This is a genomic window from Planococcus koreensis, from assembly GCF_004761975.1.
Lineage (GTDB): Bacteria > Bacillota > Bacilli > Bacillales_A > Planococcaceae > Planococcus > Planococcus koreensis.
In genome coordinates this window covers 24,314-37,227 of record NZ_RQII01000031.1, presented here as the reverse complement: position 1 = coordinate 37,227, position 12,914 = coordinate 24,314, and the positions used below count along the sequence as shown (strand labels likewise).

General features: G+C 53.2%; 8 protein-coding genes. 3 read left to right on the top strand and 5 right to left on the bottom strand.

Annotated elements, in window-relative coordinates:
* Positions 1–18 precede the first annotated feature (18 nt).
* A complete protein-coding gene (locus EGV91_RS07985; RefSeq protein WP_135502436.1) occupies positions 19–441 on the bottom strand; it encodes an FtsB family cell division protein in 423 nt (140 codons plus the stop codon).
* Positions 442–720: 279 nt separating this feature from the next.
* On the opposite strand from EGV91_RS07985, the gene EGV91_RS07980 reads away from it, so the two are divergent.
* From EGV91_RS07980 to argF, 3 genes are read left to right on the top strand one after another with little or no spacing between them, the layout of a single operon-like run.
* Complete coding sequence (locus tag EGV91_RS07980; RefSeq protein ID WP_135502434.1) at positions 721–1,791, top strand: carbamoyl phosphate synthase small subunit; 1,071 nt, start codon at positions 721–723, stop codon at positions 1,789–1,791.
* Positions 1,784–4,879: a carbamoyl-phosphate synthase (glutamine-hydrolyzing) large subunit gene (carB, locus tag EGV91_RS07975; RefSeq protein WP_135502432.1), complete on the top strand. Its 3,096-nt coding sequence runs from the start codon at positions 1,784–1,786 to the stop codon at positions 4,877–4,879. The genes EGV91_RS07980 and carB overlap by 8 nt, the downstream gene beginning before the upstream one ends.
* 2 nt (positions 4,880–4,881) lie before the next feature.
* Positions 4,882–5,826, top strand: coding sequence for an ornithine carbamoyltransferase (gene argF / locus EGV91_RS07970; RefSeq protein WP_135502444.1), 945 nt, complete (start codon positions 4,882–4,884; stop codon positions 5,824–5,826).
* A gap of 99 nt (positions 5,827–5,925) precedes the next feature.
* Here the strand turns inward: argF and EGV91_RS07965 are convergent, their stop codons facing one another.
* From EGV91_RS07965 to mfd, 4 genes are read right to left on the bottom strand one after another with little or no spacing between them, the layout of a single operon-like run.
* Positions 5,926–6,216 (bottom strand): RNA-binding S4 domain-containing protein, encoded by a 291-nt coding sequence (locus EGV91_RS07965; protein ID WP_135502429.1) that lies wholly within the window; start codon positions 6,214–6,216, stop codon positions 5,926–5,928.
* 2 nt (positions 6,217–6,218) lie between these two features.
* Positions 6,219–7,682 carry a bifunctional methyltransferase/pyrophosphohydrolase YabN gene (gene yabN, locus EGV91_RS07960; protein WP_135502427.1) on the bottom strand — a complete coding sequence of 488 codons (1,464 nt, stop codon included), beginning with the start codon at positions 7,680–7,682 and terminating at the stop codon, positions 6,219–6,221.
* Positions 7,683–7,688: 6 nt separating this feature from the next.
* The gene (locus EGV91_RS07955) at positions 7,689–9,281 is read right to left on the bottom strand and encodes a putative polysaccharide biosynthesis protein (RefSeq protein ID WP_175580283.1); all 1,593 of its coding nucleotides are present in this window, start codon (positions 9,279–9,281) and stop codon (positions 7,689–7,691) included.
* Positions 9,282–9,320: 39 nt separating this feature from the next.
* The gene (gene mfd, locus EGV91_RS07950; protein WP_135502423.1) at positions 9,321–12,854 is read right to left on the bottom strand and encodes a transcription-repair coupling factor; all 3,534 of its coding nucleotides are present in this window, start codon (positions 12,852–12,854) and stop codon (positions 9,321–9,323) included.
* Positions 12,855–12,914 lie beyond the last annotated feature (60 nt).

Genomic DNA, 12,914 nt, shown 5'->3' with positions numbered 1-12,914 from the left:
AAAAAGAGTGTCAACTGACTACTCTTCTTTAACTTCATCTTCTTCATTTTTATGGTCTTCGTTCGGCGTTGTGAAAATGATTTCACCCTCATCCGACAGGAAATATTCCTTGCGGGCCAATTTTGCTATGTAATCGTCATCGTTCAACAGCATGATCTGTTCTTCGAGCTGCGCTTGTTCTTTTTCGACTTCCTCAAGCGCTGCCAGCGTTTCGGCACGCTGCGCTTCTTTCTCCGCCATGCTTTGCGACTGCGCATAAATCGTGGTCCCAATCCAGATGGTGGCCAGCAATACGAGCACCCCGAATACCGAGAGCCTTCTGAAAAGGCGGACTTTATGCGCCTGCTGGCGTTTTTCCTGCCGTTCAACGGAGCGGACGTAATCATTTCGAATTGAAGCGACTTCCGGACTGCCTGCATTCTTCTTCCTCTTCAAACCCATGACTTTCCCTCCTCCTACTCACTTTGATGCCATTATACACGATTATGGGAAATTTTATAAGATTTTTTTGCATTCCCTGCCGTTTTTACAGCATTTCCGCTGCTCCGCTCAAAAACAGCAGATTATTTATTAATAAAAATACTATTGACTTAATTTTTATGCAGTCTATAATATTAGTAACTCTAATCAAAGGCTAATTAAATCATCTTTATTTAAAATTTACTTTTTTCGAGTTAATAAATATACATTAATAATGAATAAACGCTAGGAGGCGAAATTATGGCAGGATTGTTGTCACTTGCAAACGGCATAGACTTTTCAGGACATTGGCATGGAGATGCTGGGCACGTACAAGGAGAGATCGTCTTTTTTACCGGAATGACCGGATATGAGGAAGTTTTGACGGATCCTTCCTATAAAGGGCAAATTATTGTGTTTTCTTATCCATTGATCGGCCAGTATGGCGTCCAGGCGGCGCATATCCAATCGGAAAAAATTCAAGCAGCGGGGATTGTCGTAGCCGAGCTTTACGACGGGCCTGTCGAAAAAGGAGCAATGCCCCTTGCGGAGTTCGCCCGGAAAGCACAGGTGCCGATACTCAGCGGCGCCGATACCCGCTCCATCATCCAAGCAGTGCGTGAATCGGGGACGATGCAATCGCACTTGGCCTCCGCTTTCGCAGGGACAGGCGAATGGCAGCCCGTGCAAACCGATTTCTTTGCGGTGCCGGACAGCTCTGCGGAGGTGGTGGTATTCGGTGAAGGCCACCTTCACATCGGCTTGATCGACTTCCATTATAAATCATCGATTTTAACGGAATTGCTGCAGCGCAATTGCAAAGTCAGCGTCATTCCACATACCTTGCCGACGGACCAGCTGGACAGGCTCGGGCTGGACGGACTGCTGTTTTCAAACGGCCCCGGCGACCCGGCTGCGCTGGCGCCGCTGTTTCCGGTCTACCGGGACTGGGCGGAGCGCTATCCGACATTCGGCATCTGCCTCGGCCACCAAGTACTGGCGTCCAGTTTCGGCGCGAAAACCACCAAATTGCCATTCGGCCACCGCGGGGCGAACCATCCCGTCATCAATGTAAAAACCCAGCAGGTTTCGATGAGCTCGCAGAACCATAGCTATGTCGTCGAAGACGCGAGCATCGGTGAAACGCCATTGTCGATCCTTTATAAAAACGTCAACGATGGCAGCATCGAAGGGCTGTTCCATGAAGAGCTCCCGCTCCTGACGGTCCAATTCCACCCGGAAGCCGCTCCCGGCCCTGCTGACCATCTGGCGTTGTTCAGCCAGTTCCTAACCACAGCCCAACAGAAAAAGAAGGTGAAAATGCATGCCTAAGCAGCAAGACATAAAAAAAGTATTGGTCATCGGCTCTGGTGCGATTGTCATCGGCCAAGCTGCTGAATTCGATTATTCCGGCACCCAGGCTTGCCTGGCCCTCAAAGAGGAAGGCATCGAAGTGATCCTCGTCAACAACAATCCGGCAACCATCATGACGGACAAGAGCATGTCGGACAAAGTCTATTTCGAACCGCTGACAACTGACAGCGTCACTGCCATCATCGCCGAAGAACGCCCGGACGGCCTCTTGGCGACAGTCGGCGGGCAGACCGGATTGAACTTGGCGATGGCATTGTCGGATGCCGGCGTCCTCGCGGAGTATGGCGTGCGCCTGCTCGGCACCAATATCGGCTCGATTAAACAAGCCGAAGACCGTGAACAATTCCGCGCCTTGATGCACAAGCTCGATGAACCGGTGCCGCAGAGTGCAATCGTCTACTCGACGGACAGCGCGCTGCAATTCGCCGGGCAAGCCGGCTATCCGCTCATCGTTCGACCGGCCTATACATTAGGCGGCTTCGGCGGAGGCATCGCGCAGGATGAAAAGACCTATATCTCGCTCGTCCAGCAAGGCTTGAGCGCGAGCCCGATCAAACAATGCCTTGTGGAAAAAAGCATTGCGGGCTATAAGGAAATCGAATACGAAGTCATGCGCGATGCCGCCGGAACGTGCATCACGATCTGCAATATGGAAAACATGGACCCAGTCGGCGTCCACACCGGCGATTCCATCGTCGTGGCGCCGAGCCAGACGATGAATGACCGCGAATACCATTTGCTGCGCACGGCCTCCATCCATATTATCGAGGCACTTGGCATCATCGGCGCCTGCAACGTGCAATTTGCGCTCCATCCGGAAAACTCCACGTATTACTTGATCGAAGTAAATCCACGGGTCAGCCGTTCGTCTGCATTGGCATCAAAAGCGACGGGCTATCCGATTGCCAAAATCGCTGCCAAACTGGCACTCGGCTATTTGCTGGCAGAATTGAAAAATCCGGTGACCGGCACGACATTCGCCAGCTTCGAGCCTGCGCTCGATTACGCCGTCGTCAAAATTCCGCGCTGGCCGTTCGACCAATTCCAGGACGCCGACCGTTCGCTTGGCACCCAGATGAAAGCGACGGGCGAGGTCATGGCGATCGAACGCAGCATGGAAGCCGCGTTCCAGAAAGCGGTGCGCTCGCTTGACATTCCGCTCGACGGCTTCCGCTTGCCCGCTCTCGCGGAAATGCCGACGGCCCGTTTGGAAGAACTCGCCGCCGCGCCAGATGACCGCCGCCTGTTCGTGCTGTTCGAATTGCTGGTGCGCAATAAAAGCATGGCGCATCTCCACGAGCTGACGGCGATTTCGCCTTATTTCCTCCATGTCCTGAAACGCATCGTTGATGAATGGCGCAAACTCCAATTGCTGTCATGGAACGATATGACCTACCAGCGCTTGCTGCAAGCGAAATCACTTGGTTTCAGCGACCGGCAGCTGGCCGATTTATGGCATATCTCCCCTTCCGAGATCTGGGGACAGCGCAAAAGCTGGGGCATGTCTCCTGCTTACCGCGTCATTGACACGTGTGCCGCGGAATTCCGCTCGCAGACGAATTATTTTTATTCCACTTGGAGCGGCTCTTCAGATGAACGTTCAGCCAATCCGAAAAAAGTGGCAGTCATCGGCTCAGGTCCCATCCGCATCGGTCAAGGCATCGAGTTCGATTATTGCTGCGTCCACAGTGTCATGGCGCTGCAGCAGCTCGGCTACGAAGCGGTGATGATCAACAACAACCCGGAAACGGTCAGCACCGATTACGAAATCGCCGATGCGCTGTATTTCGAACCGATGGCAGCGGAAGACATCCTGAATGTCCTCGATTTTGAAGGCATCACCAACGTCATTGTCCAGTTCGGCGGGCAGACGTCATTGAATGTCGCGGCCGGATTGGAAGAAGCGGGCATCACCGTGCTCGGTTCGACCGTCGACCTGCTGGATCAGATGGAAGACCGCGACCGGTTTTATGCGTTTCTTGAGTCAATCGGGCTCCCGGCCATCCCGAGCTACACGGCCACGACTCCTGAGCAAGTCCCGCAATTCGCTAAAAAGCTCGGCTACCCCGTTCTCCTCCGCCCGTCTTATGTCATCGGTGGCAAAGGGATGAACGTTCTGCATAATGAAACCGAGCTTGCGCAATGGCTGGCACAGACAGAAGCCGTGTTCCCGGTATTGGTCGACCATTTCATCACCGGCAAAGAAGTCGAAGCCGACATCTTGACGGACGGCGAAAACGTCTGGGTATCCGCCATCTTCGAACACATCGAAGGCACCGGCGTCCATTCCGGCGACAGCATTTCCATCACGCCGCCTATCACGCTGTCGGCGCACGAACTCGAAGAGATTTCCAGAACCGCGAAGCACATTGCCGGCAATATGGCGTATAAAGGCTTGTTCAACATCCAGTTCGTTTATGAACAAGGCCGCTTGTTCGTTATGGAAATCAACCCGCGGGCATCGCGCACAGCACCGATCAGCTCCAAAGTGACCGGCGTTCCGTTGGTGCAGCATGCCACTGCGCTGATGCTCGGCATTCCCTACGGGGAGCTTGGCATCGAGAACGATTATAACGGCCAGCCGGAATACACGGTAAAAGCGCCCGTGTTCTCCCATATCAAGCTGCCTGGCTTGTCGCCGGTGCTGTCGCCTGAGATGATGTCGACCGGCGAGGTCATCGGCCAAAGCCCGGATGCCAACATTGCCATGTACAAAGCGCTCGTTGGCGCTTCGCAGCAATTGGCGGACTTGGACGGCGGAGGCACAATTTTCATCACCGATGCATCGCTGCCGTTGATCGACTTGGATTTCTGGCTGAAGCATGGCTTCGCCTTCCATACAGAAAAGTCGCTGCCATTCGAAAAATGGCTGGCGACGGATAACAAAAAAGCTTATATCGACTTGACCCTGGAACCCGACAAAGCACAGGCGGCCCAAGCAGCTGTCCGCCGCCTTCACGTCTGGACGCGCCGCGAAACCATCGCTGCGTTCCAAGAAGCTGTGAAACTCATCAACGGATCGACGAAAGGAGTGCTTGCGAAATGACAATGACATTGACATCCGCTACACAACTGACCCAGAATCATTTATTGTCGCTGAAAGATTACAGCACCGAAGAAATCCTGGAGCTGCTGGCACTGGCAGCAGACCTGAAAAAGCCTGAAAACAAGCACCTTCCTTTGCTGCAAGGCAAAGTGCTCGGCATGATTTTCGAGAAATCGTCGACGCGCACACGCGTATCATTCGAAGCAGGCATGCTGCAGCTCGGCGGGCACGCGATGCACCTCAGCACGCGCGACATCCAGATGGGCCGCGGCGAGACGATCGCTGACACCGCCCAAGTCCTGTCCGGCTATTTGGATGGCATCATGATCCGTACATTCCACCAGGCGACGGTCGAAGAATTCGCCGCCAACAGCAAAGTGCCGGTCATCAACGGCTTAACAGATGATTTCCATCCGTGCCAAGTGCTTGCTGATTTGTTGACGATCCAGGAACATTTCGGCGTGCTTGCCGGCAAGAAAATGGCGTATATCGGCGACGCCAACAATATGTCGAATTCATTGATGATCGGCGCAGCTAAAGTCGGCATGGACATCACCATCGCCTCCCCTGCCGCCTACGCCCCGAAACCGGACATGGTGGCATTGGCGCAAAGCATCGCGCTGGAAACCGGCGCAAACATTCACGTAACGACAGACCCTGTTGAAGCAGTGGCCGGCTGCGATGTCATCTATACGGATGTCTGGGCAAGCATGGGCCAAGAAGCGGAAGCGCTTGAGCGCATGGAGCATTTCAAGAATTTCCAGGTCAACGAAGAGCTGGTACAGCACGCAAATAGCCATTATATTTTCATGCATTGCCTGCCGGCCCACCGCGAAGAAGAAGTCACTACCGCTATACTTGAAGGACCAAACTCGGTCGTCTTCCAAGAAGCGGAAAATCGCCTGCATACACAGAAGGCGCTGCTTGTTGCGCTTATGGGCAAGTGATTTCTTCGTGAATCAGCATGCAATGAATTATCCAATCAAAAAAGCTGCACCTGAGCCTATTGCTCCGGTGCAGCTTTTTCTTGTGTTGCGTTTTAACTCTTACGCTTCGTCATCGATGAACTGGGGTTCGACTTTATCCAGCTTTTCTTCGTTTAAGATCGTATACATATTCGCCGTTTCTTCTTTCTTGGCGTTTTCTTTGATTTGATCGACGCGTACCGTAACCACTTTTTGGCCAAAACGGATTTGCAGTTCATCGTTTTCTTTGATGACCGAGCTTGCTTTAGCTTTCGAACCGTTTACGGTGATGCGGCCTTGGTCGGCTACTTCTTTCGCCAGCGTGCGGCGCTTGATCAAACGCGAGACTTTCAAAAATTTATCGAGGCGCATAGTCAGTCTTCCTTTCTTGCCAATGCTTTGGCTTCGTTCCAATATTGATCGAGCTGCTCAAGCGTATAGTCGCTGAATTTTCCAGTCCCTTCTGTGACCCGTTTTTCAACGTGCCCGAAGCGCTTGCGGAATTTGCTATTGGCTTGGATCATCGCCTGTTCCGGCGACAAGCCGTAAAAGCGCGCGATGTTGACCAATGTAAACAGCAAATCGCCGAATTCATCGAGTTGGCGCTCTTTTGTCCCTTTCGCCGCTTCCTGCTGGAATTCCTGCCATTCTTCCTGGAATTTATTCCAAGCACCGTCGGCATCGGGCCAGGTAAAGCCCGCTTCCGCCGCTTTTTTCTGGTAATTGTACGAGGTTTCCAACGCCGAACTAAAGCGCTGCTGGCCGTCGAGAAGCGATGCCGTTGCCGGCTTTTCCTGCGCTTTGATGCTTTCCCAGTTCGCCACGACCTCATCCGCACCGCCGACTTTTACGTCGCCGAAAACATGCGGGTGGCGGCGGATCATTTTACTGCTGATCGACGCCAGGACATCTTCCAGCTGGAAGTAGCCATTGTCCTGTCCGATCTGTGCATGCAGAAAGACTTGCAGCAGCACGTCACCGAGTTCTTCGGCAATTGCTTCATCGTCCTGCTCATCGATCGCCTGCAGCAATTCGTGCGCTTCTTCCAATAAATACGGCCGTAGCGACTCGTGCGTTTGCTCACGGTCCCATGGACAGCCGTCAGGCCCGCGCAATGTGGCGATAATCGCCCGGAATGTCTGCCATTCCTTGATGCGGTCCAGCTGCGCTTCTACCGGCGGCACGTAGATTGTCGTCAAATTATTCACTTCTGTTGAGCGGTCAAGTTCATAAAGCGGCACGGATTTCAGCAATTCACCCGCTGAACCCGCTGCCGTAACAATCGTCACCGGATAATCTTCCGGGTATTTCTCCATCAACGCGAGCTTCACTTCTGAAGCGCTGAAGGAATCGTAGACTTGGGCGATCAGCACATGCTGCGCCATATTGACGTCATCGCTGTGCAGCGCTGTGCCGTCCAGCAATTGAAAGCCTTCGATCGGATCGATGCGCAAGGCACCGAAAATGGCGTCGAGAAAACTTTGCCCGCCTTCGATCGACAAACGGCAGCGCCCTTCTTTTTCCGCAGCGACCAAATGCTGTACCGTCTGCTCCGCTACGAGCGGATGGCCCGGCACCGCATACATGACCGGCTGCTGCGCGGATAATGCGATCAGCGTATCGGCAATTTCCTGATACACCGGCTCAAACGCATCGTGTTTTTCGTAGACCTCGTCAAACGACGTCCAGCTGATGCCTTCTTGCGCCAGTTCGCTCAAAACTGGATGGTCCGCAGTCCGCACATATAATTCCGTTGCCTGCTTCAAGCTTTTATAGACGCCGAACGGCAGCTGGTCCAAATCTCCAGCGCCAAGGCCGATTACGCGTATGGTATTCATATGTCATCACCTTTTCTGTTTTCTGATCCACAATTGAAGACCGGCAATTTTTCGACCGAATGGCATGATGTACCATTGTTTCTCCGTAATGATGCGGCTTTTCGCAATTAGCGCCATAAATACAGCTGCACCAAGGGCCACTGCTGTCAATGCCGTAGAAAGCGCCTGCATGCGGCTGGAAAAAGCGTCAAACAGCACCATGTCTGCAAACAACGCCCATGCCGTCACAACCACTCCCATCGCCGCTGAAGCGAGGAAAATCCAGCCGTAATAGCGGGTTGGCGCAAAACGGATCGGCCAGACCCGTTTGAAATACAGCAATAGCCCGGCCACAATCAATGCTAAGCCGAGATTGCCGGCAAGCGCTGCACCAGCCACTCCCCATAACGGCACCAGCAGCGCATTAAAGATCACTTTCACCGCCAGTCCGCCAGCCAATAACAAAGCCGGCACTTTCACTTTGCCGAGTCCGTGCAGCATGGCGGCCATGACGAGAATGAGTGACATCCAGACGATTTGCCAGCTGAAAATGATCAATGCCGCTGAGCCGTCACGCGTCTCGAACAGCATTTCATTGACATAAGGCATGACAAACGCCAAGCCTGCCGCTGACGCCACTGCGAACAGAAACGAAATGCGGAAAGCAAGCTGGGCGTAAACTTCCGCCGAACGGCCGCTTTGCTTTTTCGCCATATGCGCCACGAGCGGCACGATGGCGAGCGCCAGCGACGACGCAATCAGCAAGCCGAATTGGACAAGCGGCTGGCCGCGGTCGTACACGCCTTTTTGCTCCATCGCCGCCATTCGCCCCATGCCGTTTTCCGTCAGCAAACGAAAGATTGTAAACGAATCCACCAGCTGAAAAAACAATAAAATCAGCGAACTCATGCTGACACCAAGTGATATGGCCATCAGTGCTTTGATGACCGGCCATTTTTTCAACGCAGACACGCGCGGAAAGCGAAGCTGGCGTTTGCGGAAAAAGACGAGCAGCAAAAACGCGCCCGCCAACCCGCCGGCTGCCGCTCCGAACATTGCTGTCTGACCGGCCGCATACAATGAAAAGCCGCTCGATACCACAATCCACGTACCAATCAGGATCACGGCGACGCGGGCTGCCTGCTCCGCCACTTGTGCATAGGCGACCGGCGCCATGTCATTGCGCGATTGGAAAAGCCCTTTCAGCACGGCGAGCACAGGCATCAGCAGCACGGCGAAAGCGCCGGCTTCCAGCAGCGGTGCGAGTAAAGGATCGCCCATCCAGCCCGCCAAACGGCCAGCGCCGAAATACAGCCCTCCGAATACCAGCAACGAGACCGCCGTGATAAAGCCGAAGGCAACACGTAAAATCCCGCCTTGGTCGGCGTCAGGCGCATCCGCCAGCACTTTTGATACTGCAACGGCAAAACCGTATGACGTCCACGCCGCGAAAATTCCGATGAACGGATACACTTGCTGGTAGATGTAGAAGCCTTGGTCGCCGACCATATTCTGAAACGGCACCCGGTAAACCGCGCTGAGCAACTTGACGATGAAGCCTGCCAGCGTCAACAGCACAGCGCCTTTCATGAATGTTGTCATCGTTCCTTCATTATTCAACGGGCCCCACCCATTCCTTCGCATTAAAATTCATCCGCATCAGCCGACCGGTTTTTCTTCCTTCAATGATTCCGGAAGCAGCTTGATCATGCCTTCAAGAACGTCGAATGGGTGTGTTTTGCCAGTTTTTGTGTCATCAATAGACATCACCAATTGCTGGCCGGCCATCCGGAAACCGACAGCGCGGCCGAATGCGGCGGATTGTTCCACCAATTTGCCGCCGTTGACCGAAGTCGTACCGAGTTCGCTCAGTTTGACCGCCGTAACCGAGCCGCTGCGCTTAATCGATTCGACTCCTGCCATACGCGCCCATACTTTCATGCGGGCAATGCGCAGCAGGCGGTCCGTTTCAATCGGCATATCGCCGAAGCGGTCGATGAGCTCATCCTGCAGCTCTGCCACTTCCTCGACATCGGTAATGCCTTTGACGCGCTTGTACATCTGGATTTTCTGGTAGCCGTCGCCGATATAGCTGTCCGGTATATAAGCATCGATATCGAGCGAAATCTCGATTTCCGGCACCACTTCCTTCTTATTGCCCGTGCGGCGCTCTTCAATCGCCTGCTCAAGCATTTGTGAATACAGATCAAAGCCGACCGAATCGATAAAGCCGTGCTGCTGCGAACCGAGCAGATTGCCCGCTCCGCGGATCGACAAATCGCGCATAGCGATTTTAAAGCCAGAGCCGAGTTCGGTAAACTCCTTGATCGCCATCAGCCTTTTTTCAGCGACATCTGTCAGCACTTTATCGCGCTGGTACATGAAATACGCATACGCGACACGGTTTGACCGGCCGACACGGCCACGCAATTGATACAATTGCGACAAGCCCATACGGTCGGCGTTGTAGACGATGAGCGTATTGACGTTCGGAATGTCGATGCCCGTCTCGATGATCGTTGTCGTCACCAAGACGTCGTATTCGCCGTCCAGGAAACTGAGAATCGTCGATTCCAATTCCGATTCCGACATTTGCCCGTGGGCATAACCGACACGCGCTTCCGGCACGAGCGCCTGGATTTCTTCCACCTTGCGGGTCATGTCGTCGACGCGGTTGTACAGATAAAACACCTGGCCGCCACGCGCCATTTCGCGTTCGATGGCTTCGCGCACCAATGCGCCGTTATGCTCCATGACATAACTCTGCACAGGGAAGCGGTTGGCCGGCGGCGTTTCAATAACCGATAAATCACGGACGCCGATCATCGACATGTGAAGCGTACGCGGAATCGGTGTAGCCGTCAGCGTCAAGACGTCGACATTGGTTTTCATTTGTTTGATCTTCTCTTTATGGGTCACGCCAAAACGCTGTTCTTCGTCAACAATCAACAGCCCTAAATCTTTATAGGCGATGTCTTTCGACAAAATCCGGTGCGTGCCGACGACAACATCGACTGTGCCGTTTTTCAAGCCTTTCGCTGTCTCCGTCTGCTGCTTTTTCGAACGGAAGCGGCTCATGAGCCCAACGGTGATCGGATAATCTTTGAAGCGTTCAGCCATCGTTTCGAAATGCTGCTGCGCCAAAATCGTCGTCGGCACGAGGAATGCCACCTGTTTGCCGTCCAGCACGGCTTTGAACGCCGCGCGGATTGCCACTTCGGTCTTGCCATAGCCGACATCGCCGCACACAAGGCGGTCCATCGGTCGCTCGTTTTCCATGTCGCGCTTCACTTCATTGATCGAACGCTCCTGGTCGACGGTTTCCTCATAAGGGAATTCCGCCTCGAATTGGCGCTGCATGTCCTGCTCTTTTGAAAATGCATAGCCTTTTTGGGCTTCGCGTTCCGCGTATAGTTTGATGAGGTCGTCCGCAATGTCCTGGACGGCAGCCGATACTTTCCTGCGCGTCTTTTGCCATTCCGCCCCGCCCATCTTATGGAGCTTCGGCTCTTTTTCTTCCGAAGCGATGTATTTCTGGATCAAGTCGATCTGGTCGACCGGAACGAATAATTTATCATCGGCTTTGTAAATGATGTGCAAATAATCTTTGTGGACACCGCCGATTTCAAGCGTCTCAATGCCGACATAGCGCCCGATGCCGTGATGGACATGGACAATATAATCTCCGGGTTTTATTTCCGAATAGCTTTTGATGCGCTCGGCATTCGTCAGCTTTTGCGGACGGCTCTTTTTCTTCGCCTGCTGCTTGAACATCTCTGCGTCTGTAATGACCGCAATCCGCTGCAGCGGCATTTCAAAACCAGACGACAAATCACCGTCGACCAAATAGATATGGCCGCCCTGCACTTCTGTCTGCGGATTGAATATTTCCGCTTCCATGCCGTAATCTTCGAGCACCGAACGCACTTTTTCCAAGCGTTCACTGCCTTCCGCAATGACGAAGACCTGGAATTTCGCGAGCTGCCAACGTTCCATTTCCGCTTTCAATAAATTCATCTGGCCATGGAACGATTGCATCGGTTTGCACGAAAAGGCAATCGACTTTTTGACCTGGACGGACGGGAATGTCCGGACAAACAACGACAGGAACGTCACTTTTTGCTTGGTTTTTTGGAGCACTTCCCGGAATGTGTAAGAGAGACGCAAGTCATGCAGGAATTTGCCTTCTTCCAGAAGCGACACAATCCAGTCGCCTTCCTCGCGCTCCAGCGTTTCGGTCATTTCCTGTATGCGCCCGAGCTCATCGAAAAAGATAAAGCCGTCTGCGGGGAAATAATCCGCCAAAAAGGCAGATTGTGTTTCCACCAATGCTGCATATTTCGCTACCTGGTCGGGCACATTGCCTTCCCGCAACATGTCGATATCATGCTGGATATGCAGCAGCAATGCTTCTTTCGTATCTTCCGCTTTAATTGATTTCAGCGATTTCGCGAGCTGCGCTTCAATCTTGTCGGCAAGCTGCAAACGCTGCGGCTTCGATAACACCAGTTCAGAAGCCGGCAGGATGCACAGCGATTTGACCTTTTTGAGCGAACGCTGGTCTTCTGCTGAAAACAAGCGAATCGAATCGACTTCCGTGTCGAACAATTCAATGCGTACAGGATGCTCAAAATTCAACGGGTAGATATCGAGGATTCCGCCGCGCAGCGCAAACTCTCCAGGTGTCGTCACCATCGGCGTGCGCGAGTAGCCCATCGCCACCAGTTTGAGCATCCATTGTCCGGTATCAAGCTCTTCGCCTTCATTGACGCGCAATGTTGAATCCGCCCATTGTGCATGGGACGGCATCAATTTGCGCATGCCCGCTACCGGTGTAATGTAAATACCCTTGCCCGTGCTCACCATATGGTCAAGTGTGTCAATGCGGTGTGCACGCAATTCCGGACCTGAAAATGATACATCTGCTGCAATCAGTTCATCTGCCGGATAAAGATGCACCATGTCTTCGCCCATCAATTTCGTCAAATCGTCGTAGACGCGCTGCGCATGCAGCAAGTTCGGAGTAACGATCAGCAGCGGCGCTTGTGTTTTCGCCCAGACCGTTTGGTAAAATACCGGGCGTGCGCTGCCGGAAAGTCCGGAAATAAGCTGATGGTCTTGGCCATTCTGTAAATCCGCAATGAATTTCTGTGTATGAGAATCCTCTGAAAACACCTGCAATATCGGATCCATGAAGATTCCTCCTTTCAAGTTGCAATTGATCGGCAAACAGCAAAAAGCTCTGTACGCATG

Coding starts and splice junctions, on each gene's coding strand:
- EGV91_RS07985 (WP_135502436.1), bottom strand. CDS start 441: ATGGGTTTGAAGAGGAAGAAGAATGCAGGCAGTCCGGAAGTCGCTTCA.
- EGV91_RS07980 (WP_135502434.1), top strand. CDS start 721: ATGGCAGGATTGTTGTCACTTGCAAACGGCATAGACTTTTCAGGACAT.
- carB (WP_135502432.1), top strand. CDS start 1,784: ATGCCTAAGCAGCAAGACATAAAAAAAGTATTGGTCATCGGCTCTGGT.
- argF (WP_135502444.1), top strand. CDS start 4,882: ATGACATTGACATCCGCTACACAACTGACCCAGAATCATTTATTGTCG.
- EGV91_RS07965 (WP_135502429.1), bottom strand. CDS start 6,216: ATGCGCCTCGATAAATTTTTGAAAGTCTCGCGTTTGATCAAGCGCCGC.
- yabN (WP_135502427.1), bottom strand. CDS start 7,682: ATGAATACCATACGCGTAATCGGCCTTGGCGCTGGAGATTTGGACCAG.
- mfd (WP_135502423.1), bottom strand. CDS start 12,854: ATGGATCCGATATTGCAGGTGTTTTCAGAGGATTCTCATACACAGAAA.